Origin of the sequence: Leifsonia sp. NPDC102414 (genome assembly GCF_044765685.1) — a bacterium.
In the GTDB taxonomy this organism is placed as follows: domain Bacteria; phylum Actinomycetota; class Actinomycetes; order Actinomycetales; family Microbacteriaceae; genus Leifsonia.
The window spans coordinates 603,328-624,708 of sequence record NZ_JBIWKN010000001.1 but is presented as its reverse complement, the minus strand read 5'-3'; the positions used below and the strand labels follow the sequence as shown (position 1 = coordinate 624,708).

Here is a 21,381-nt window from a genome sequence, read left to right as displayed (position 1 = left end):
AACGGCCCGCCCTCCCGAAGCCGGGGAGGGCGGGCCGTGGACGTCCAGCGGGTCAGCTCCGGATGAGAGTGCCGTCCCGCTCGTCGTCCAGAGAGGCGGGCGCCGTGTCGGACGCCGCCTCCGTCTGGTCGGCGGCGACCGCATCCAGCACGGGATGCGTCGAGCCGTCCGTCTCGATCGACGTCACGACCGCGTCGCGCTCGATGGTCGTCGCCAGCGGCTTCTCCACCACGAACAGCAGCAGCACGGCGGCGACGAGCAGCAGCGGCACCATGTAGAGGAAGACCGGGGTGAGGGCGTCGTTGTACGACCCGACGATCACGTCGCGGATCGGCGTGGGAAGGCCCTTGACGATGGCCGGGGTCAGCGAGTTGCTGCCGCCGCCCGCCTGTGCGCCCGCCGGCATCCGCTCGGTGAGGAGCTGGGTGAGTCGGGTCGCGAACAGGCTTCCGACGATCGCCGAGCCGAGCGACGCGCCGATCTGGCGGAAGTAGTTGTTCGACGCCGTGGCCGTTCCGACCTGACTGACCGGGAACGAGTTCTGCACGATCAGCACCAGGATCTGCATGCTCATCCCGAGCCCGACGCCCATGATGGCGAGGAAGCTGCAGAGCACCCAGATCGGCAGGGTCGGGGTCATGGTCGACAGCAGCACCAGGGCTCCTGCGACGATCACGGTTCCGGTGACGGGCAGCCACTTGTACCTGCCGGTCTTGCTGACGAGCTGGCCGGAGACGATCGAGGTGATGAGCAGTGCGGCCATCATCGGGATCATCAGGAACCCGGCCTCTGTCGCGTTCGCGCCGGTCACCATCTGCAGATAGGTCGGCAGGTATGCGAGGGCTCCGAACATCGCGATGCCGATGATGAGACCGGCGATCGTGGTCAGGTTGAAGTTGCGGTCACGGAAGAGCGCGAGCGGCATGATCGGCTCCGCTGCGGCGCGCTCCACGAACACGAACGCGATCCCGGCCACGACCGTGCCGACGATGAGCGAGAGGATGACCGGCGAGTTCCAGTCATACGTCGTGCCGCCCCAGGTGGTGACGAGCACCAGGCAGGTGGATGCGATGGCCAGCAGCCCCATGCCCGCCACGTCGATCCGCGGCTTGCGCTGAGCGTTCTTGGGCAGGCGGAGGAAGGCGACAGCGGACGCGATGGCGAGGATCCCGAGCGGGATGTTCATCCAGAATGCCCAGCGCCAGCCGATGCTCTCGGTGAACCAGCCGCCGAGCAGCGGGCCTGCGACGCTCGACAGGGCGAAGACGCCGCCCATGATGCCCATGTACCGTCCACGTTCGCGGGCGGGGACCACATCGGCGATGATCGCCTGCGACAGGATCATCAGACCGCCGCCGCCGAGACCCTGCACGGCGCGACCGACGATCAGCCAGGTCATGTCGCCGGCGAGGCCGCCGATGACGGACCCGGCCATGAACAGGCCGATGGCGATGATGAACAGCCCCTTGCGGCCGATCAGGTCGCCGAGCTTGCCGTACACCGGCAGCATGATGGTCGAGGCCAGGATGTACGCCGTGGTCACCCACAGCATGTGGTCGACCCCGTTGAGCTCGCCGACGATGGTCGGGAGGGCCGTGGAGAAGATCGTCTGGTCGAGGGATGCGAGGAGCATCGTGACCATCAGGCCCGCGAAGAGCAGGAGGATGGTCTTCTTCTGAGGAGATCCGGCGGACGGTGCGTCCGCGGTCTCCTGCCGTGTTGCTGTCTGACTCATGAGAGTGCCTGAATCGCCTTTCCTGCGAGCTCGACGGCTCGCGTCCGAAGTTCGTCTGCGTCGCGCTCCGTGCCGTCCGCCACCCACTCCTTGACGGCGGCGCGGATGGCGCCGCCGCAGAGCGGCAGGATCAGCTCGGCGAGCGATGCGCGTTCCGCCGCGTCGTACGCGGAGAACGCCCGGTCGTGCGAGAGGAGGTCGGAGACGCCCGCGACGAGCTGCTCCCCCATCCTGGTCATCTGGGCGAACTGTCGACGGAGCAGTTCCGGGTGCTCCTTGACGATCGCCAGGCGGGCATCGTGCAACGCGGTGTCCCCGATGGCGGGGCCGATCACGTGCAGCAGGAGCCCGACGATCTGTTCGACGATGCTCTGCCCTGCGGTGTCTGCCCTGTGCTGCGCGACGAACGCGTCGTCGACGGGGAGGTCGCGCATCCCGAGGATGGCGTCCTCTTTGCTCTCGAAGTAGTTGAAGAATGTGCGGGGCGAGACGAGCACCCTGGCGCAGATCGCGTCGACGGTGGCGTTCTCGAGCCCGACCTCCGCGACCAGGAGCACGGTGGCGCGTTCGAGCTGCGCCCGTGTCTCCAGGCGTTTGCGCTCGCGCAGTCCGAGGGTTTCCGATGTCACCCTGCTATTGTTGCAGCAACTGCAATTTTTCTAAACTGTAAGAATGCAGTTCTGCATTATTCGCGGAGAACGTTCAGCTTCTCGCGTCCAGCTCCTCGATCAGGCGGAGCACCGTCCGCCAGTTGCGGCCGGTCGCCACCGAGCCGACCTCGCGCCAGAAGGCCGGCTTCAGCTTCGACTTCGAGACTCCGAGCGGGCACCACTGGTAGACGGCCCGCTCACCGAGTTTGACCAGCTCCGGCTGGATGGCGTCCTCCTCCGGAACGGCGAGGGAGCCAGGCACGGGATGGTCGAGGAACGTCACCATCAGCTTCGAGTGATCGTCGCCCTCCTGCAGCAGCGGATTGGCGGCCGCGACAGCGCGGAACTGCTTCTCCGTGAGCAGGACGACGCGGGCGGCGACCCCTGAGCGCTTTTCGATGCCGGCCTCGACGGTCGCCGCAACGGCGGCGGTCGGGACGGCGTCCGCGTCGAACACGACGTTCCCGCTCTGCAGGAAGGTCGTGACGTTTGCGAATCCCGCGTCCGCGAACGCCGCGGCCAGGTCGGCCTTCGCTACCCTGGTGGATGCGCCGACGTTGATGCCGCGCACCAGCCCGACCCCGTGCATCCCCTACCCGTCGATCGGGTCGGCGGTGACCAGCAGCGCCTGGGCGATGGTCGCCTGCTCGTACGGCCCTCTGCCGTCGCGCCGGTGCTGCGGCTCGCTGAACGCGACCAGCCACGACGTGACGTCGCCCGCCGGCAGGTTCACGCTGCGGAGGCTGGCGGCGCCGGGGGCGATGATCACGCCGGTCGGCTCCCCCACCCAGTCCTCTCCGCTCTCCGTCTGCGGCTCACGCACGTACACCTGGACACCGACGCCGAACCCAGGAGCGGCGTCGACGGCGGTCTTGCGGTTCTTCATGGACCAAGCATCCCACTCGCGCCTGCGGACGACACGCGCCTGGTCAGCGCGCCGCGGACGGCTCGATCCTGCCGTCCGGCCGGTGCCGCGCCGGGTCGAGAAGGCGGCGCAGGGTGAAGCGTTCCGCGACCGTCCACGCCGTGGAGGTGAGGATGTAGATGGCGGCGGCCAGCGGCACGAAAGCCGCGAAGACGACGGTCACATATGGAAGGAACGACATCGCCCGCACGAGGCCGACCGGCGTCTGGCCTGCGGCGCCCTCCTGCTGCGGAAGGGTGAGCACGCGCCGCGACACCGTGGTCACGATCGCGATCATGGCGAGCACGACCAGGTAGACGACCATCGCCGGCCAGACGGCAGCTCCCGCACTGGTCAGCCCGACGAAGCTCGTGCCGAGCGGAGCGCCGAACACGTGCTCGCCGAGGAGTGCGTTGGCGTGGCCGGAGATCATCGGATGTGTGAAGACGGCGTAGACGAGGGAGATGACGGGAAGCTGCGCGAGCAGCGGAAGCATCCCGGCGAAGGGCGAGACCTTCTCCCGCTGGTAGAGCTCCATCGTCTTCCTGGTCAGCAGCTCGCGATCCTTGCCGTGCTTGCGCTGCAGCTCGGCCAGGTGCGGCGCGAGGCGCCTGCGGTTGTACTCGGCGCGCACCTGGCTCATCCCGACAGGGATGAGCAGAGCGCGCACGAGCACGGTGAGCACGACGACGGCCAGCAGGCCGCCGAGGGTTCCTGCGACCGGCGCGAGAGCGTCGGAGAGACCGGTGACGAGACCGTATGTCGCGTCGAGGATGGCCGCGATGGGGCCGAAGGAGAAGATGTCCACGAGAGGGTGTCCCTGCTGTCGAACGGATGGGTGGATTCCGTCTGACCGCGGTGGCAGGCGTCGGCCTGCCAGGCAGGGCGGAGCCGTGCTGGACGGGGCCCGCGCCTGCTACGCGGTCTGCAGGGCGATGCCGGGCGCTCGCGGGCGGGGGCGACCGTCCGCATCCGGATCGGACTGGCTGAGCATGGCGCTCTTGTCCGCCGGCTCGATCGGGCGTTCCAGGCGTGCGCGCACCCGCAGCGACGCCGCGATGGCGACGATCGACCTGAGCCCGGCGGCCGCGACGACCGCGACCAGTCCGATGGCACCCGCCATACCGGCGAGAGCGATGATGCTGGCCGGCGTGGATGCGGAGAGCACGTTCTCGAGCGAGGTGGCGAAGAGCCGCCCCAGAAGCTCGAAGAACGTCAGCATGGTGTTGACCGTAACAAATTCCCAGCCGATTCGCTGGAGGTGTTCGCCGTGGGCGCATCCGTGTCCAGCGGGTCCATGATGGAAGCATGACTCGTGTTGTGATCGTCGGTGCCCATGGAAAAGTCGCCCAGCAGTTGATGCGCGTCCTCTACGACAACGGGGACGACTTCGTCGGCATCGTGCGCGGGGAGGAGCACGCCGACGACGTCTACCGTCTCGGCGGCGAGGGCGTGCTGCTCGACATCGAGCAGGCGACGCCCGAGCAGTTGGCGACGGCCTTCTCCGGATCGGACGCCGTGGTGTTCACCGCCGGGGCGGGCGGAGGGTCGAGCATCGAACGCAAGCGCACGGTTGACTACGCGGGCTCGGTGAAGTCGATGCAGGGCGCCGTGATCGCGGGCGTCCGCCGCTTCGTGCAGGTGTCAGCCTGGGGCGTCGACGCCCCGCTGCCGGAGGACACCGAGCCGGTCTGGCGCGCATACGTCGAGGCCAAGCGCGACGCGGACGCTGTGCTCCGCGAGTCAGGGCTCGACTGGACCATCCTCCGCCCTGGCGGCCTCACCTTCGACGAAGGCACGGGGCTTGTCACGCTCGGCGACAGCGTGGAGCGCGGCAGCATTCCGCGCGAGGACGTCGCGCGACTGATCAGCGCGTGCATCGACGAGCCTGCGAGCATCGGGCATGTCTGGGAGGTCGTCTCCGGCTCGACGCCGATCGCCGACGCCGTGCGCGCGCAGGTCGGCGCCGCGTAGGCTTGCGACCGTGAGTTCCGAAGTCGACAACGCCGCCGAAGACACCCCATCAGCCGAGAGCACCGGAGCGGGCAGCTCCGGAGCCGGCAGCACCGCTTCGGGTATGGCCCCCGGCGACTACGCCACCAGGCCATGGCTGCGCAGCTACGCGCCCAACGTCCCCGACGATGTCGAGCTGCCCGCCGGTTCCCTCGCGCACCTCATCGACGACTCCGTCGCGCGCTACCCGCGCAACGTCGCGCTGGAGTTCTTCGGCGCGACCACGACATACGCCGAGCTGGGAGACCAGATCGCCCGGGCGGCGGAGGGGCTGCGCAAGCGCGGGGTCCGCAAGGGCGACAGGGTGGCGCTCGTGCTTCCGAACTGCCCGCAGCACGTCGTGGCCTTCTACGCGGCGCTGCGTCTCGGGGCGGTGGTGATCGAGCACAACCCGCTCTACACGCCGCGCGAGCTCCGGCACCAGTTCGAGGACCACGGGGCGACCGTCGCGATCGTCTGGGACAAGGTCGCGAAGACCGTGCAGGAGCTGCCGGCCGACCTCGGGGTGACCACGGTCATCTCGATCGACATCACCAGGGCGATGCCTGCATCCAAGCGGGTCGCCCTCCGGCTGCCCGTCCGCGCGGCACGCCAGGCCAGGGAGCAGCTCACCGCGAAGGTCAGCGGCACGGTCACCTGGGAGACGCTGATCGGCGGCCGCAAGCTGAAGGCGTCGTACCCCAGGCCGGAGCGCGACGATCTCGCGCTCATCCAGTACACCAGCGGCACCACCGGGCAGCCGAAGGGCGTGATGCTCAGCCACCTCAACCTCGGGGTGAACGCCGCACAGGCGCGGGCGTGGGTGCCGACCATCGAGCGCGGAACCTCGGTCGTCTACGCCGTCCTCCCCCTGTTCCACGCCTACGGGCTGACGCTCTGTCTGACCTTCGCGATGAGCATGGGCTCCCGTCTCGTGCTGTTCCCCAAGTTCGACCCCGACCTGGTGCTGGACGTGGTCAAGAAGCACCCTGCGACGTTCCTTCCCGCCGTGCCCCCGATCTACGAGCGCCTGGTGACGGCGGCGGAGAAGCGGAAGGTGTCGCTCTCCGGCATCGAGATCGCGATCTCCGGCGCGATGAGCCTGCCGGACAGCATCGTCAAGCTCTGGGAGGGCAAGACGGGCGGGTACCTGGTCGAGGGCTACGGGCTCTCAGAGTGCTCCCCCGTGCTGATGGCCAACCCTGTCGGCTCGACGCGCAGGGACGGCACGGTCGGCCTCGCGCTTCCGAGCACGCAGCTGCGCGTTGTGGACCCGGAGGATCCGGCGACCGACCGCGCGTTCGGCGAGGAGGGCGAGCTGCTGGCGAAGGGCCCGCAGGTCTTCTCGGGATACTGGCACAAGAGCGACGAGACGGCCAAGGTCTTCACCGACGACGGCTGGTTCCGCACCGGCGACATCGTCACGATGGACGAGGACGGCTTCGTGCGCATCGTCGACCGGATCAAGGAGCTCATCGTCACGGGCGGCTTCAACGTCTCGCCGACCGAGGTCGAGGACGCGCTGCGGGCGTTCGAAGGCGTCGCGGACGTGGCCGTCGTCGGCGTCCCGCACCAGCGCGGGGGCGAGGATGTCGTCGCAGCGGTCGTGATGAAGCCGGGCGCATCGTTCGACGAGGCGGCCATCCGCGCGTTCGCGAGGGACACCCTCACGGCGTACAAGGTGCCGAAGCACATCACCCAGGTGGACGACCTGCCACGCTCGATCGTCGGCAAGGTGATCAGACGCAAGGTGCGCGACCAGCTTCTCGCCGCGAAGAACTAGCGAGCAGACCGAGCCTCAGAGGGCGAACACCAGCAGCGATCCCGTCGCCGTCGCGACCACCTTGCCAGATCCGTCCGTCACCACGCCGTCGGCGAAGGCCACCCTGTTGCCTGGCTTGGTCACGTGCGCGACGCAGGTCAGCCGGCCGGCGCCGGCGAGCACGGGGCGCAGGTAGTTGACCTTGATCTCGATCGACGTGTATCCCTGGCCCTGCGGCAGCGTGGTCTGGACCGCGCAGCCGAGGGCCGAGTCGAGGAGCGTGCAGACCAGGCCGCCGTGGACCGTGCCGATCGGGTTGTAGTGGGACTCGTCCGGCTCGCAGACGAACGTCGCCGTCCCCTGCCCCACCTCGGTCAGCCGCATGCTCATCAGGTTGGTGATGGGCGGCGGAGGGAGTTCCCCTGCGAGCATCGACCGGAGGTAGTCGAGACCGCTCATGGTGGGCATGACGGCCACACCGGGTGCCGGGTCCTCCCATTCGACGAGGCGCTGGCGTTCGCTCACTCGGTGTCCTTTCTGGGGAGGGCCGGGTCGTCGGGCGGGAGCTCTGACGGTTCCTTGACCGGTTCGAGTGTCTCCGCGTTGATGGGGATCTGTCCAGGGGGAAGATTGGAGAAGTCGGGCGCGATGATGGTCGGCGGGATGCCGGAGTCCGGCAGACCGAACGCGGGGACGACGCCCTCCGGCGACAGCACCAGGTCGTCCGACCGGCGCGGGAGCGTCCTGCCGCGGAAGTAGTCCGGCCTGCGCCACCACCAGATGGCCATCAGCACCAGGCCGATCAGCAGCCCGCCGACGCCTACGACCGCCTCGGCGCCGATGCCGAAGATCGTGACGTTCTTGCCGTTGTCGTCCACCAGCCAGTCGACGGCGGCGAAGTTGATCAGCCCGTAGATGAAGACGTACGTGAGCATGATGCCGCCGACCAGCGGGAAGAGGCCGCGCATCACGATGTTGCGGAAGCTGCGGAACAGCGTCTTGCGGTAATACCAGACGCAGGCGTACCCGGTGAGTCCGTAGTAGAACGCGATCATCAGGCCGATCGAGCCGATCAGCGCCAGCAGCAGCGCGGGGCTGATGAAGGTGAAGATGAGATAGAAGACCGCCGAGACGATCCCCATCCCGATCGTCGCCCAGGTCGGCGTGAGGAACCTCGGGTGGATGCGCGCGAACTGCTCGGGGATGGCCTTGTATGCCGCCATCGAGAGCGCCGTTCGCGCCGTGGGGAGGATGGTGGTCTGGGTGGAGGCGGATGCCGAGGTCAGGATGGAGAAGCCGAGCAGTGCCATCAGGATCGCCCCGAGAGGTCCCCCGCCGAACAGGGTCGGGCCGATCGCGGAGAACACGTCGCCGGAGTTGGCGGGATTCGCCAGGCCGATGCCCTTCTCGCCGACCCCGGCGAAGGCGACGGTCGCGACCGTGACCACCGCGTAGGTGGCGAGGAGAAGCAGGGTGCTGATGACGGCGGCGCGGCCGGGCGTCTTGCCAGGGTCCTTCGTCTCCTCGTTGACGGAGACGGCCGTGTCCCAGCCCCAGTAGATGAAGATCGCGGTCAGCATGGCCGGGGCGATCGTCTTGCTGAAGTCGAGGGTGAACGGGTTGAACCAGTCCCACTGCGGGATGAGCGAGTACGGCTCCGCGTTGCCGGTGTAGACCTTCACCAGTGCGAACACCGCGAAGAAGATCAGGATGATGACCTCGAACGACAGCAGAACGTACTGCAGCCTGGCCGAGATCTCGATGCCGCGATAGCAGATCCAGGTCATGATCGCGATCCAGAGCAGCCCCGCGATGGTCGTGGCGACCGTATTGGTGGCGAGATCGGCGACAGCAGGCAGACCGAAGCTGCCGACGAAGGTGAACGAGTACGATCCGGCGATCTGCGCGAGATTCGCCATCACGATCACGTCGGCGACGATGATGCCCCAGCCGCCCATCCACCCGGTCACAGGGCCGAACGCCCTGGTGGCCCAGGTGAACGTCGTCCCGCAGTCCGGCTCCGCTTTGTTGAGCTCCTGATACGCCACGGCGATGAGATACATCGGGATGAAGGCGAGCAGCACGATGCCAGGCGCCTTCACGCCGGCGACGACCGTGCCGCCGACGACGATGAAGCCGAGGCTCGCGGCCAGGCTGTACGCGGGAGCGGTCGATGCCACTCCGACGACGACGCTGGAGACGAGGCCGAGGGCTCCGCCTTTCAGCCCTTTGGATTCCACATCCTCCGGTTTGGAGGGGACGGTCGCTGTCATTCTGCTGCTCCCACCGACTCGGGTCCGCTCACCACTGAGCGGGCCGGCTGGACACAGGCTAACTCCAAAACCACCGGAATGCGCCACAGGCGACGCCGATGCGACCTCTGAGAATCGCTTCAGGCTGCTGCGAGGCGCGCCAGGCGGCGGCGTGCGGCGAGCTCCGCCTGGGTCTGCGGGCCGAGCAGGACCCCGGCGCCCTTCAGGACGGCGGACGTCGCCGTGTGGACGGGGAACGCCCTGTCGAACGGCGTCGCCCGGAAGCCGAGCATCGCACGGTGACGCGGTTCGAGGGTCGAGACCGCGGCGCGGAAGACCACCCGGTACGACGGCCGCAGCATCCTGCGCAGCGGAGGGCGCCGGATGAACCGCACGATCTCCTCGACCTCCGGACCTCCGCGGAGCTCGCCTGCGTCGGTGTATCCGTCGATCTGCGCCCGCAGCTCCTCCGCGCTACGCGGCGGCCGCTCCACGCCCATCAGCTCGCCGGCCGTCGCCCACTGCGCCACGTACTCGTCGGCGCCCCCGGGGATGGGACTCCCCCAGTGCTCGTGCGCGCTGAGGAAGGCGTCGGCGAAGGCGACATGGACCCACGCAGCCAGCTCAGGGTCGTTCGCCGCATACGGGCGGGTGACGCCGTGCCCGTCCACGAACGTGCCGGTGACCCGTTTGTGCATCGCACGCACCATCTGCGAGCTCGCGAGAGCCTGCCCCGTGCTGCCGAACGTGACCGTGTGGATCCACTGGATCGTGCCGGCCAGACGGCCGAGCGGGTCCTCGCGGAACCGGGAGAAGTCGCGCACGCCCGCGAGCGCGCCGGGGTGCAGCGCCTGCAGCAGCAACGCCCGCACTCCGGCCACCAGCGTCGGCATCCCGCCGTGCACCACCCACGGTGCGCTGCCTGCGGAGAAGAAGCCTGCGTCGTCGCCGTCCTCCAGCGCGAGCACCCAGCGCGGAACCTCGTCGGAGCGACCGGCGAGCGTCTCGATGAGCCGCGACCGGACGGGCTCCAGAATGCCGGTCATCTCCCGATCCTCACGACTCCTGGCCGAGTCCGTCGACCACGGTCGCGTTCGGCAGTTCGCCGAGCAGTCGCCCGGGCAGCAGGATCTTGGAGCGGCGCACACCGGAGCCGATGATGACGACGTCCGTCTCCGCCACCCGGCCGTCGACGAACACCGGCCACTCCGCGGGCAATCCGATCGGGGTGATGCCTCCGTACTCCATGCCGGTGAGCTCGACGGCGCGGTCCATCGACAGGAACGACGCCTTCCGCACATCCAGCAGCCGCTTCACGGTGTTGTTGACGTCGGCGCGAGTGGTCGCGAGCACGACGCACGCGGCGATCCGCTCGACGCCCTCACGTTTGCCTGCCACCACCACGCAGTTCGCGAGGGTGGACGCATCCAGCCCGAACTGCTCACGCGTGGCGGCGGTGTCGGAGACGGCGGGGTCGATCTCCACCACGCCGACATCGTCCAGCCATCCGGATGCGGTCAGTGCGCCGGCCGTCGTCGGCGCGAGGAGTTCCGTGGCAGTGGAGGCGGGTGCTGTGGTCAGCCCGCCGAGAGTGAAGACGCCCATACTCCCTAATCTGCAACACCCGACGCCGGAACGCCAACCTCGCACGGCGTGGATTCTCCGTCCGAACGGAGAATGCGGGCGCCAGGCTCCTAGATTCCGTCCGAACGGAGCGACGCGCCGCGGGACGTTTGGCTTTTCCGTCCGGACGGAGAATCGCGGCGACACGCCGCAAAGAACTCCGTCCGAACGGAGAATCGGCAGCGAATGGCCGGATTCTCCGTTCGGACGGAGTCGTGCGCGGTGCGTGTCAGCGCAGCGCTACTGGGCGCTTGCCCGCTCGAGCACGAGTTCGCGGACGCGGGCGGCGTCCGCCTGGCCCTTCATCGCCTTCATGACGGCGCCGATCACGGCTCCTGCCGCCTGCACCTTGCCGTCGCGGATCTTCGCGAGCACGTCGGGCTGGGCAGCGAGGGCCTCGTCGATGGCCGCGATGAGCGCGCCGTCGTCGGAGACGACAGCGAGGCCGCGCGCATCCACCACCTGCTGGGGTCCGCCTTCGCCGGCGATGACCCCTTCGAGCACCTGGCGGGCGAGCCGGTCGGTGAGCGTTCCTGCGTCGACCAGCGCAGCCAGCTCGGCGACGTGCTGTGGGCTGACCAGCGTTCCCGCGGGAACGCCCTGCGCGTTCGCCAGGCGGGCGATCTCGCCGGACCACCACTTGCGGGCGGCCGCCGGCGTCGCTCCGGCGGCGATGGTCGCCTCGACCTCGTCGAGCAGATCGGCGTTGTCGATGTCCTGGAACTCCAGGGCGGTGAAGCCCCACGCCTCGATCAGGCGCTTGCGGCGCAGCGACGGCTGCTCCGGGAGGGTTCCGCGCAGCTCCTCGACCCACTCGCGCGCCGGGGCGACCGGCACGAGGTCCGGCTCGGGGAAGTAGCGGTAGTCGTCGGCGTCGGACTTCGGGCGCCCGGCACTCGTGGTGCCGGTGTCCTCGTGCCAGTGCCTGGTCTCCTGGATGATCGTGCCGCCTGCTGCGAGGATCGCCGCCTGCCGCTGGATCTCGTAGCGCACGGCGCGCTCGACGGAGCGCAGCGAGTTGACGTTCTTGGTCTCCGTGCGGGTGCCGAGCTTCCCTGAGCCGCGCGGGCGCAGGGAGACGTTCGCGTCGCAGCGCACGTTGCCCTCCTCCATCCGCGCGTTGGAGACGCCGAGCGCCTTCACGATGTCGCGGATGGCGTGCACGTACGTGCGCCCGATCTCCGGAGCGTCGTGCTCTGCGCCCTCGATCATCTTGGTGACGATCTCGACCAGCGGGACGCCGCCGCGATTGTAGTCGACCAGCGAGTAGTCAGCGCCCTGGATGCGGCCGGTCGCCCCGCCGACGTGCGTCAGCTTGCCCGCGTCCTCCTCCATGTGGGCGCGCTCGATGTCGACCGTGATCGTGCGGCCTGACTCCAGCTCGATGGTCACGGCGCCCTCGAAAGCGATCGGCTCGTCGTACTGCGAGGTCTGGAAGTTCTTGGCCGTGTCCGGGTAGAAGTAGTTCTTGCGGGCGAACCTGCTCGACTCCGCGATCTCGCAGCCGAGGGCGAGGCCGAGGCGGATGCTCGACTCGATGGCCTTCTTGTTCACCTGCGGCAGTCCGCCTGGCAGGCCGAGGCAGGTGGGGCAGGTGTTCGTGTTCGCGCCGGAGCCGAACTCGTTGGCGCACCCGCAGAACATCTTCGTCTTGGTGTTCAGCTCGACGTGCACCTCGAAGCCGAGGACCGGCTCGAACAGTTCGAGAGCCTTGTCGTAATCCATCAGTTCCGCTTTGGCCATCAGACGGCTCCCTCTTCGCTCGCGAACATCTCGGTGGCGCTCAGGTCGGGCGCCTGGCTCAGCAGGGTGCGACCCCACTTCTGCTCCAGGAGCTGCTCGAGCGCCGCGCCGATCGTGTACAGCCTGGCGTCGGCGCGCGCCGGGGTCATGAGCTGCAGGCCGACCGGCAGGCCGTCCTCCGGTGCGAGGCCGATCGGCAGGCCCATGCCTGGCACGCCTGCGAGGTTGGCCGGGATGGTGGTGATGTCGTTGAGGTACATCGCCATCGGATCCGCCAGCTTCTCGCCGAACTTGAACGCGGTGGTCGGAGCGCTCGGGCTGACCAGCACATCCACCTTCTCGAAGGCGGAGGCGAAGTCGCGCTGGATGAGCGTGCGCACCTTTTGCGCGCTGCCGTAGTACGCGTCGTAGTAACCGGCGCTCAGCGCGTACGTTCCGAGGATGATGCGGCGCTTGACCTCAGGGCCGAACCCGGCGTCGCGGGTGGCGGACATGACGCGCTCGACCGTGACGGGGCCGTCCTCCGGGTTGACCCGCAGGCCGAACCGCACGGAGTCGAAGCGGGCCAGGTTGCTGGACGCCTCTGCCGGGAGGATCAGGTAGTACGCGGCGACCGCGTACTCGAAGCTGGGGGCGCCGACCTCGACGATCTCGGCTCCTGCCGCCTCCAGCAGAGTGAGGGCTTCGTCGAAGCGCTGCTTGACGCCGGCCTGGAAGCCGTCGCCGGAGAGCTCCTTGATCACACCGACGCGGATGCCCTTCAGGGCGCCGTCAACGAGACCGGCGCGCGCTGCGTCCGCCATCGACGGCCAGGTGTCGCTGAGCGAGGTGGAGTCGAGCGGGTCGTGTCCGGCGATCACGTCGTGCAGCAGACCGGCGTCGAGCACGGTGCGCGAGACGGGACCCACCTGGTCGAGCGAGCTGGCGAGCGCGATGGCGCCGTAGCGGCTGACGCCGCCGTAGGTGGGCTTGACGCCGACGGAGCCGGTGACGGCGGCCGGCTGGCGGATCGACCCTCCCGTGTCGGAGCCGAGGGCGAGAGGAGCCTCGAACGCGGCGACGGCAGCGGCGGAGCCACCGCCGGACCCGCCGGGGATGCGCTCCAGATCCCACGGGTTGCGGGTGGGGCCGTACGCGGAGTGCTCGGTGGACGAGCCCATCGCGAACTCGTCCATGTTGGTCTTGCCGAGCGGCACGAGGTCGGCCTCGCGCAGCTTGCGCACGACGGTGGCGTCGTACGGAGGCAGCCAACCCTCGAGGATCTTCGATCCGGAGGTAGACGGCATGTCGTTGGTGGCCAGCACGTCCTTGATGGCGATCGGCACACCGGCGAGCGGCGACAGCTTCTCGCCGGACGCACGGCGCGCGTCGATCGCGGCTGCGGTGGCGAGCGCCTTCTCCCCCGCGACGTGCAGGAAGGCGTGGACGTCCGCATCCACTGCCTGGATGCGGTCGAGGTGGGCCTGCGTCGCGTCGACGCTGGAGACGTCGCCCGCGGACAGCAGGTCGGAGAGGGCGGCTGCGGAGAGCCTGGTCAGATCAGTCATGCGTGCGTCCTACTCCTCGTCCAGGATGGCGGCGACCTTGAACTTGTCCCCGTCGCGGTCCGGCGCTCCGGAGAGCGCCTGCTCGACCGTCAGCGACGGGACGACCTCGTCGTCGCGGAAGACGTTCGTGAGCGGCAGCGGGTGGCTGGTGGCCGGAACGTCGGGCCCTGCCACCTCTGTGACCTTGGCGACCGCTTCGACGATCTGGCCGAGCTCGCTGGTCAGGCTCGCGATCTCTTCCTGGCTGAGGTCGATTCTGGCGAGGCTCGCCAGGTGCGCGACCTGCTCTGCACTGATTTCGGACATACGTCTCCGTGGTGACTCGAGGGTGGACTCCTCAATTCTAGGGCGAGCCGAACAGTCCCGTTCCCAGCCGGTCCACCGCCTCGTACGCCTCCCGGTACGTGCGGGGCGTCTGATCGTCCGGCAGCCCGTAGCGCGCCAGCAGCAGGCCGACCAGGCCGATGCCGGGTGGGCTGAGCGGCCGGTCGTCGTCGCCCGGCGCCGGCGCCTGCTGCTCCGGGTTGGCCGGGAGGTACTGCGGGTGGGTGTCCGGCCACGTTCCCGGCTGCCTCGGCGTTCGCCGGTTGACGGCGTTGTCGATCGTCGTCGCTCCCCTGTCCCGGTTGGTCAGGTGTTTGAGCTTGTGCTTCTTCACCAGGGTGCTCACGACGGCGGCGTGGTGCATCTCCTCGTTGATGATCGTGTTGCGCTCCGTGTACGCGGAGATCGCGATGGCGGGGACCCGCAGGCCGAGGCGGTCGAAGGTGAAGCCCATCTCGCCGGGACCGCTCGCATCCGGGGGCGTCGCAGGCCCTGGCACGGCGTGGTCGTACGTGCCGCCGTGCTCGTCGAACGTCACCAGCAGCATGGTGTTGAGCGCGTTGGAGCCCTTCGCGCTGCACGACGAGCGCACGGCCGAGTACACCTGGTGCAGCAGGAGGTCGCCTGCGCGCACGTCGGAGATGGCGCCGCCGACGATCACCTGCCCGTCCACATCCACCTCGGTCATCGGTCCGCCTGGCGGATGCATGTCGTTGTGGTCGTAGAGCAGCCGCGGCTCCACGAACGCGTACGCGGGGAGGGTGCCCTCCTCCACGTCCTTGTAAAAGTCCGTCATCGTGCGGAAGTTGGTGTGCCAGTACGGTTCGAGCACCGGCGCGTGGATGAACCCGGTGAGCGAGATGATCTGCCGGTCGTCGAAGTAGACCCGCCAGCTCACCCCCGCCTCCTCCAGCCTGTTGAAGATCGTCGGCGACGAGTTGTCGGCGTCGAACCACTTCTTCAGGCCGCCAGCTCCTCCGTTGGTCACGTAGCCGTGCGACGTCGACGCGTTGAAGAACGACCTGTTGCAGAACGTCTGCGACGGAACGGCGCAGTGCCAGTCGTCGTAGACGGCGAACTGCTTGGCGAGGGTGGAGAACACCGGAAGCATCTCCGGCGTGAACGATCCCATCACCCTGCGGTACTCGTCCGCGACGGGCTCGCGCCGCAGATCCTTGCGCAGTTCGTCCACGTAGTCGCGCACGAAGCCCTGCATCCGCGGCTCGCTCCCTGCGGGAGGCGCGTTGAACGGCGGCAGCATGTCGTGCTCCCTGGCCGTCGCGTTCGAGGCGGGGTCGACGGTGCCGAAGAGCTGCGTGTTGACGTGCGGATACGCCTCGCCAGGGTCGGGCGACGGCTGGCGCATGATGAAGTCGGTCGTTCCGTCGTACGGATGCGCCGGGATGACGCCGCCCGCCGGGTCCGGGTTGCTGTACTCGCCGAACGCCAGCCCGTCGAAGTGCTTCCCCTTCGGCAGGGTCTTCTCGTCGTAGAGGTAGCCGAGCAGGTTGTCGAACGACCGGTTCTCGTACATCAGCACGATGAGGTGCTCGAAGCCCGGCGTCGCAGGCGCAGGCAGCGGCGGGTACTCCTCCCCCGTCTCGTGCTCGACCTCGTCCTCCGGGTGCGACGCGACGGATGCGCCGATCACTCCACCGACGACACCGCCGACCGCTGCTCCCGCGGCCGCGATGCCCGCCGTCCTGAGGAAGGCGCGCCGGGACGGGGCTGCGCGGCTCGTATCGCCTACGGGCTGGTCGCCTGCGGGCTGTGCCTCGGCAGGCTCATCGTCATCCGGCTGCATCGCCGTCCATTATGCGCGCATCGGTGGTTCGCGGAAGGAGCCGCGCCGGATCAGCGCTCGGCGGCCGTCACGACCGCGCCAGACGATCCTGTGCTGCTGATCACCAGGCCGCCCTGGTCGATGCCGATCATGGCGAGATTCCGCATGCACTCCGTGCCGGCGGAGAAGTACTCGTTGTGACCGGACGACCCGGAGAGCGTCTGACCGGTGACGGGGTCGACCGCTCCGCCGACATCCATCCGCTGCGCACCGTACGACGGCGATCCTGGGTCGCTGCCGAAGAACGCGCTGTGCACGATGGGGTCGAGTTCGGCCTGCCCGACGAACACGTTTCCGTCGCGCACGCTGAGCTCGGCGACGGACTGCGCGTCGCTGCCGGGCGAACCCATCAGTGCCAGGGCGTCCACGGTCACCGTCTTGCGCTCCAGCGCGAGCAGCGCGGCCGTCGACCCGTAGGAGTGCGCGAACACGCTGAGGTACGGCGGATTCTCCGTGCGGAGTTCCTGAATGCCGACCAGGGTACGCTCCAGGCTGTCGGCGCCGTCCATAGCGAGCTGCGTTCCGCCGATGTTGGTGAGCACGGGGGTCTGGTAGCCGATCCAGGCGACGACGGCGACGCCGGGCGTGCCGCCGGACGACCGGGGTCCGAGCAGCCGGTGCAGGAACGCGGTCTCCTGGTCGTGCAGGTTCTGCGCCACCTTGGCCCAGTCGACGATCTGCTCGCCGACCGACATGTACATCCCCGGCACCAGCACGCTCACGTAGCGGGCAGTGGAGAGGTCGCCGACGACGATGGATGCGCGGGCGTCGTCCGAGGTGTCCAGGTTGACGAGGGTGCGCTTGACGCCGTCCTTGACCGTGAGCGCCTTCTTCACGTTGTCAAGCGTGGTCAGCCTGCGCTCGAGTTCGAGACGGACAGCCTTGCCGTTCTCCGTCGTGAGGCGTTCGGTGGTCGACGCGATGGTGCGCTTGAGATCGAGCGCGTTCGCGGTGCCGCGCACCGCGTACGGGACGCCCTCCAGATTGCCGATGACGTGCGGGGCCTCGTTGACGAGGGCCGCCTGCTTGACGGGGTCGAGCAGGCGCCAGACGGCGGAGACGTCGCCGGCGCGCGGAGGCGTGACGAGCATCCTGTCCAGGTCGGCACGATGCGCGCTGATGAACCCGGGGACCGCGGAGGCGCTGAGGCCGGCGATCGAGCCGAGCAGCGAGCCGGGAGCGACGGCGGCGGTGCCGCTGCCTGACGGGGCGTCGGCGACCACGGAGTGGTACGAGACCGAGACGGCTGGGACGGCATCTGCGGGCGCGACGAAGGCCCCGGTCAGCCCACTGGCGACCGAGGTTATAGCGATAACAGCTGCAAAGCCGACCAGCACTCCGTCCGGGTCCCTCCGAGAGCGACGAGCTAAGCCCTTGCAGTGCGCCCCGGGCGAGCGCACTCTCCGATGCTATCGGTAGCACGATCGTGTCAGGCCGGTCATTCTACCCCCTGTTCAGGAGTAGAAGGACCGTTCTCGGGTCAGGAATGCGCCTCCGGTGCCTCGGAATCGGTCGAATCGTCCAAAGAGGCCGGCCCCTGCTCGACCAGGATGCGGAACTGCTCGGCGTCCAGAATGCGCAGCCCGAGCGCTTCCGCCTTCGCCAGCTTCGATCCTGCGCCGGGTCCCGCAGCCACGAAGTCGGTGTTCTTCGACACGCTGGACGCCGCCTTGCCGCCGGCGGCGATGATCGCCTCCTGCGCACCCTCCCTGGTGTATCCCTCCAGCGAGCCGGTGGCGACGACGGTGAGGCCCGCGAGCACCCCTCCGGCCTCCGCTGCCGCGCCGGGCCCTGGGTGCCCCGGCGTCGCGAACTGCACGCCGTCCTCCGCCCAGCGCTCAACGATCTCGCGGTGCCAGTCGACCTCGAACCAGGCGAGCACCGCGTCAGCGATGATCCCGCCGACGCCGTCCACCGCGGCGAGATCGTCCCTGCTGGCCGAGCGGATCGCATCCAGCGACCCGAAGTGGTTGGCGAGCGCACGCGCGGCGACCGGCCCGACGTGCCGGATGTTCAACGCGACGAGGATGCGCCACAGCGGCTTCACCCGCGCCGCAGCCAGGTTCGCCAGCAGCTCGACGGCGTTCTTCGACGGCACGAAATCGGCGTCTCCGCCGAACTCCGCGGCGTCCGGGTCGTACGCGCCGTCCTTCTTCTGTCTGCGCCTGCGGAACGGGGTGTCCGTCTTCTCCGCGCCGGAGTCCGTCAGCTTGGGCAGCCCCGTCTCCGAGTCGCGCACGACCACCTCGACCGGGAAGATGTCCGCCATCTCCAGGCCGAACAGCCCGGCCTCGGTCGGCAGCGGAGGGGTCGACGGATGCAGCGGCTGGGTGAGCGCAGCGGCCGCCACCTCGCCGAGTGCCTCGATGTCGAGCGCGCCCCGCGAGCCGATGTGCTCGACGCGCCCGCGCACCTGGGCGGGGCAGAACTCGGAGTTGGGGCAGCGGAGGTCGATGTCGCCCTCCTTCGCCGGGGCCAGCTTGGTGCCGCACTCCGGGCAGTTCTCCGGCATCACGAACTCACGTTCCGTGCCGTCGCGCAGCTCCACCACGGGGCCGAGGACCTCGGGGATGACATCGCCCGCCTTGCGCAGCACGACCGTGTCGCCGATCAGCACGCCCTTGGCCTTGACCACGTCCTGGTTGTGCAGCGTTGCCTGGCGCACCTCGGAGCCGGCGACCTTCACCTTCTCCATCACTGCGAACGGCGTGGCGCGCCCGGTGCGGCCGACGCTCACGACGATGTCGAGCAGCTTGGTGTTGACCTGCTCAGGCGGGTACTTGTACGCGATGGCCCAGCGCGGGGCACGGCTCGTCGCGCCGAGTTCGTCGTGCAGCGCGAGCTCGTCGACCTTCACCACGATGCCGTCGATCTCGTGCTCGACGCTCGCGCGGTGCTCGCCGAAGTACTGGATGAAGTCGGCCACCTCGTGCGCGCTCTCGAACACGCGGTAGTGGGTCGAGGTGGGCAGACCCCACTCCTTGAGCAGGTCGTAGACCTCCGACTGGCTGGCAACGGGCGGGTTCGCCCACGCTCCGATGCCGTGCACGAGCATGTGCAGCCTGCCGAGGCGCGCCCGCATGAGCGCGAGCTGCGCCTGGTTCTTGTTCTCGCCCTTCTGGCGGAGCGAACCGCTCGCGGCGTTGCGCGCGTTGGCGAACACCTTCTCGCCCTGTTCGAGCTGCGCGGCGTTCAGCGCCTCGAACTCGGCGACGGGGAAGAACACCTCTCCGCGCACCTCGACGAGCGGCGGGTGCCCCGATCCGGACAGCTTCGTGGGGATGGCGGGGATGTACCGGATGTTCTCCGTCACGTCCTCGCCGACGACCCCGTCTCCGCGGGTGGCCGCCGTGACGAGCGTGCCGTTCTCGTAGCGCAGGTTGATGGCGAGCCCGTCGATCTTGAGCTCGCTGAGGTAGTGCACGCTCCTCCCGGCGTCGCGCTCCACCTTGGCTGCCCACGCCTCGAACTCCTCGATCGAGAACACGTTGTCGAGGCTGAGCATCCGCTCGGCGTGCTCGACAGGCGCGAACAGGGTGGTCTGGGCACGGCCGCCGACGGTCTGCGTCGGGCTGTCCTGACTCTGCAGTTCCGGATGCAGCCGCTCAAGCTCTTCGAGCCGCTGGATCATGCGGTCGTAGTCCTGGTCGCTGACGAGCACGGTGTCGCGCTCGTAGTACGCATCCCGCAGCTCCAGGATGCGCGTGGTCAGCTCCGCCGCCTCCGCGCGGGCGTCCGTGTCGCTCTGCGCGCCGCTGGATTCGATCGCGTCGCTGGTGTCGTCTGCCGTGCTGGTGTCGTCTGCCACGTCAGACAGCATATTCACCACCACCGACGTCCCCCGGAGGGACGCGCCCCTGCTGCGAAGCGCCCTGCGGCTAGCCGACCGGGACGGCGGAGACCGTGCGATCGATCGTGGTCTGGCCGAGCACGCGCGTGCCGACGTAGACGACAGCGGTCTGCCCGGGGGCGACGCCGTTCAGCGGAACGTCCGGCCGGATGACGAGTTCGCCGTCGCGCACCACGGCCACAGCAGGAACAGGGTCGGCGTGCGCGCGGATCTGCACGTCGCAGGCGAACTCCTCGTCCGCGTTCTCCGGAGCGCGGCCAGCCCAGGTGAACCGGGAGCCGGCGATCTCCGCGATGTCCAGCGCCTCCTTCGGGCCGACGACCACCGTGTTGTCCTTGGGGCGCACCTCGAGCACGAAACGGGGCTTGCCGTCGTCCGACGGGTAGCCGATGTTGAGGCCCTTGCGCTGACCGACGGTGAAGGCGTGCGCTCCGCCGTGGTCGCCGAGCTTGTTGCCTTCGCGGTCGAGGATGTCTCCGGTCTCCGCCCCGACGCGCTCGGCGAGCCAGCCGCGGGTATCGCCGTCCGGGATGAAGCAGATGTCGTGCGAGTCGGGCTTGTTGGCCACGCTGAAGCCGCGCTCGGCCGCCTCCGCGCGCACCTCCGCCTTCGACGGGGTCGCGCCGAGCGGGAACATCGCGTGCGCGAGCTGCTCCGAGGTGAGCACGCCGAGCACGTACGACTGGTCCTTGGCCCAGGCGCTCGCCCTGTGCAGCTCGCGGTTGCCCTCTTCGTCGGTGAGGATCGTGGCGTAGTGCCCTGTGCAGACCGCGTCGAAGCCGAGGTCGAGCGCCTTCTCCAGCAGAGCGGCGAACTTGATCTTCTCGTTGCAGCGCATGCAGGGGTTGGGTGTGCGGCCCGCCGTGTACTCGGCGATGAAGTCGTCCACCACATCGAGCTTGAAGCGCTCCGAGAAGTCCCAGACGTAGTAAGGGATGCCGATGATGTTGGCCGCGCGCTGCGCATCCATCGAGTCCTCGATCGTGCAGCAGCCGCGGCTTCCGGTGCGCAGCGTCCCCGGCATCCTGCTGAGCGCCAGGTGCACGCCGACCACCTCGTGCCCGGCGTCGACGGCGCGCGCCGCCGCCACCGCGGAGTCCACGCCACCGCTCATTGCCGCCAAAATCTTCACCAGGCGATTGTACGCGCCCACTCT

General features: G+C 69.0%; 19 protein-coding genes. 2 read left to right on the top strand and 17 right to left on the bottom strand.

The window, feature by feature from the left end:
- Positions 1 to 52 precede the first annotated feature (52 nt).
- From ACIRCZ_RS02855 to ACIRCZ_RS02830, 6 genes are all read right to left on the bottom strand, one after another.
- Entirely contained in the window at positions 53 to 1,735 is a 1,683-nt protein-coding gene (locus ACIRCZ_RS02855) for an MDR family MFS transporter (protein ID WP_402849426.1), read from the bottom strand.
- A complete protein-coding gene (locus ACIRCZ_RS02850) occupies positions 1,732 to 2,364 on the bottom strand; it encodes a TetR/AcrR family transcriptional regulator (RefSeq protein WP_402849423.1) in 633 nt (210 codons plus the stop codon). The genes ACIRCZ_RS02855 and ACIRCZ_RS02850 overlap by 4 nt, the downstream gene beginning before the upstream one ends.
- Before the next feature lie 73 nt (positions 2,365 to 2,437).
- The gene (locus ACIRCZ_RS02845; RefSeq protein ID WP_402849420.1) at positions 2,438 to 2,974 is read right to left on the bottom strand and encodes a DUF1697 domain-containing protein; all 537 of its coding nucleotides are present in this window, start codon (positions 2,972 to 2,974) and stop codon (positions 2,438 to 2,440) included.
- Between the two features lie 3 nt (positions 2,975 to 2,977).
- Positions 2,978 to 3,271, bottom strand: coding sequence for a hypothetical protein (locus ACIRCZ_RS02840; RefSeq protein ID WP_055893241.1), 294 nt, complete (start codon positions 3,269 to 3,271; stop codon positions 2,978 to 2,980).
- Positions 3,272 to 3,314: 43 nt separating this feature from the next.
- Positions 3,315 to 4,097, bottom strand: a complete 783-nt coding sequence (locus ACIRCZ_RS02835; RefSeq protein WP_402849417.1) for a YidC/Oxa1 family membrane protein insertase — start codon at positions 4,095 to 4,097, stop codon at positions 3,315 to 3,317.
- Between the two features lie 108 nt (positions 4,098 to 4,205).
- A complete protein-coding gene (locus ACIRCZ_RS02830; protein WP_055893234.1) occupies positions 4,206 to 4,511 on the bottom strand; it encodes a DUF6412 domain-containing protein in 306 nt (101 codons plus the stop codon).
- 86 nt (positions 4,512 to 4,597) lie between these two features.
- On the opposite strand from ACIRCZ_RS02830, the gene ACIRCZ_RS02825 reads away from it, so the two are divergent.
- Positions 4,598 to 5,263, top strand: a complete 666-nt coding sequence (locus ACIRCZ_RS02825) for an SDR family oxidoreductase (protein WP_055893230.1) — start codon at positions 4,598 to 4,600, stop codon at positions 5,261 to 5,263.
- Between the two features lie 103 nt (positions 5,264 to 5,366).
- Positions 5,367 to 7,064 (top strand): long-chain-fatty-acid--CoA ligase, encoded by a 1,698-nt coding sequence (locus ACIRCZ_RS02820; RefSeq protein ID WP_082581305.1) that lies wholly within the window; start codon positions 5,367 to 5,369, stop codon positions 7,062 to 7,064.
- Positions 7,065 to 7,079: 15 nt separating this feature from the next.
- On the opposite strand, the gene ACIRCZ_RS02815 is transcribed toward ACIRCZ_RS02820, so the two are convergent.
- The 11 genes from ACIRCZ_RS02815 to mnmA all read right to left on the bottom strand — a co-directional run bounded on the left by ACIRCZ_RS02815 (position 7,080) and on the right by mnmA (position 21,357).
- Positions 7,080 to 7,568: a PaaI family thioesterase gene (locus ACIRCZ_RS02815; protein ID WP_055893223.1), complete on the bottom strand. Its 489-nt coding sequence runs from the start codon at positions 7,566 to 7,568 to the stop codon at positions 7,080 to 7,082.
- Positions 7,565 to 9,316 carry an APC family permease gene (locus tag ACIRCZ_RS02810; RefSeq protein WP_055893219.1) on the bottom strand — a complete coding sequence of 584 codons (1,752 nt, stop codon included), beginning with the start codon at positions 9,314 to 9,316 and terminating at the stop codon, positions 7,565 to 7,567. Before ACIRCZ_RS02810 ends, ACIRCZ_RS02815 begins: the two co-directional genes overlap by 4 nt.
- Positions 9,317 to 9,435: 119 nt before the next feature.
- A complete protein-coding gene (locus ACIRCZ_RS02805; protein ID WP_402849410.1) occupies positions 9,436 to 10,341 on the bottom strand; it encodes an oxygenase MpaB family protein in 906 nt (301 codons plus the stop codon).
- A gap of 10 nt (positions 10,342 to 10,351) precedes the next feature.
- Positions 10,352 to 10,900, bottom strand: a complete 549-nt coding sequence (locus ACIRCZ_RS02800; protein WP_055893209.1) for a YbaK/EbsC family protein — start codon at positions 10,898 to 10,900, stop codon at positions 10,352 to 10,354.
- Between the two features lie 258 nt (positions 10,901 to 11,158).
- Positions 11,159 to 12,661 (bottom strand): Asp-tRNA(Asn)/Glu-tRNA(Gln) amidotransferase subunit GatB, encoded by a 1,503-nt coding sequence (gene gatB / locus ACIRCZ_RS02795; RefSeq protein WP_055893205.1) that lies wholly within the window; start codon positions 12,659 to 12,661, stop codon positions 11,159 to 11,161.
- Entirely contained in the window at positions 12,661 to 14,208 is a 1,548-nt protein-coding gene (gene gatA / locus ACIRCZ_RS02790; RefSeq protein WP_402849406.1) for an Asp-tRNA(Asn)/Glu-tRNA(Gln) amidotransferase subunit GatA, read from the bottom strand. Before gatA ends, gatB begins: the two co-directional genes overlap by 1 nt.
- 9 nt (positions 14,209 to 14,217) lie before the next feature.
- On the bottom strand, positions 14,218 to 14,514 hold the full coding sequence (gene gatC / locus ACIRCZ_RS02785) for an Asp-tRNA(Asn)/Glu-tRNA(Gln) amidotransferase subunit GatC (protein ID WP_055893200.1): 297 nt from the start codon (positions 14,512 to 14,514) through the stop codon (positions 14,218 to 14,220).
- A gap of 37 nt (positions 14,515 to 14,551) precedes the next feature.
- Positions 14,552 to 16,336, bottom strand: a complete 1,785-nt coding sequence (locus tag ACIRCZ_RS02780; RefSeq protein WP_402849401.1) for an alkaline phosphatase family protein — start codon at positions 16,334 to 16,336, stop codon at positions 14,552 to 14,554.
- 50 nt (positions 16,337 to 16,386) lie between these two features.
- The gene (locus ACIRCZ_RS02775; RefSeq protein WP_402849398.1) at positions 16,387 to 17,598 is read right to left on the bottom strand and encodes an alpha/beta hydrolase; all 1,212 of its coding nucleotides are present in this window, start codon (positions 17,596 to 17,598) and stop codon (positions 16,387 to 16,389) included.
- A 257-nt stretch (positions 17,599 to 17,855) separates the two neighbouring features.
- Entirely contained in the window at positions 17,856 to 20,195 is a 2,340-nt protein-coding gene (ligA, locus tag ACIRCZ_RS02770; RefSeq protein ID WP_402849395.1) for an NAD-dependent DNA ligase LigA, read from the bottom strand.
- A 58-nt stretch (positions 20,196 to 20,253) separates the two neighbouring features.
- Positions 20,254 to 21,357, bottom strand: a complete 1,104-nt coding sequence (gene mnmA, locus ACIRCZ_RS02765; protein WP_235500414.1) for a tRNA 2-thiouridine(34) synthase MnmA — start codon at positions 21,355 to 21,357, stop codon at positions 20,254 to 20,256.
- Between the last annotated feature and the right edge of the window lie 24 nt (positions 21,358 to 21,381).

What these genes read in the sequence shown, in the direction of transcription:
- ACIRCZ_RS02855 (WP_402849426.1), bottom strand. Translation starts at nt 1,735, where the DNA reads ATGAGTCAGACAGCAACACGGCAGGAGACCGCGGACGCACCGTCCGCC.
- ACIRCZ_RS02845 (WP_402849420.1), bottom strand. Translation starts at nt 2,974, where the DNA reads ATGCACGGGGTCGGGCTGGTGCGCGGCATCAACGTCGGCGCATCCACC.
- ACIRCZ_RS02840 (WP_055893241.1), bottom strand. Translation starts at nt 3,271, where the DNA reads ATGAAGAACCGCAAGACCGCCGTCGACGCCGCTCCTGGGTTCGGCGTC.
- ACIRCZ_RS02830 (WP_055893234.1), bottom strand. Translation starts at nt 4,511, where the DNA reads ATGCTGACGTTCTTCGAGCTTCTGGGGCGGCTCTTCGCCACCTCGCTC.
- ACIRCZ_RS02825 (WP_055893230.1), top strand. Translation starts at nt 4,598, where the DNA reads ATGACTCGTGTTGTGATCGTCGGTGCCCATGGAAAAGTCGCCCAGCAG.
- ACIRCZ_RS02820 (WP_082581305.1), top strand. Translation starts at nt 5,367, where the DNA reads ATGGCCCCCGGCGACTACGCCACCAGGCCATGGCTGCGCAGCTACGCG.
- ACIRCZ_RS02810 (WP_055893219.1), bottom strand. Translation starts at nt 9,316, where the DNA reads ATGACAGCGACCGTCCCCTCCAAACCGGAGGATGTGGAATCCAAAGGG.
- ACIRCZ_RS02805 (WP_402849410.1), bottom strand. Translation starts at nt 10,341, where the DNA reads ATGACCGGCATTCTGGAGCCCGTCCGGTCGCGGCTCATCGAGACGCTC.
- ACIRCZ_RS02800 (WP_055893209.1), bottom strand. Translation starts at nt 10,900, where the DNA reads ATGGGCGTCTTCACTCTCGGCGGGCTGACCACAGCACCCGCCTCCACT.
- gatB (WP_055893205.1), bottom strand. Translation starts at nt 12,661, where the DNA reads ATGGCCAAAGCGGAACTGATGGATTACGACAAGGCTCTCGAACTGTTC.
- gatA (WP_402849406.1), bottom strand. Translation starts at nt 14,208, where the DNA reads ATGACTGATCTGACCAGGCTCTCCGCAGCCGCCCTCTCCGACCTGCTG.
- gatC (WP_055893200.1), bottom strand. Translation starts at nt 14,514, where the DNA reads ATGTCCGAAATCAGTGCAGAGCAGGTCGCGCACCTGGCGAGCCTCGCC.
- ACIRCZ_RS02780 (WP_402849401.1), bottom strand. Translation starts at nt 16,336, where the DNA reads ATGCAGCCGGATGACGATGAGCCTGCCGAGGCACAGCCCGCAGGCGAC.
- ligA (WP_402849395.1), bottom strand. Translation starts at nt 20,195, where the DNA reads ATGCTGTCTGACGTGGCAGACGACACCAGCACGGCAGACGACACCAGC.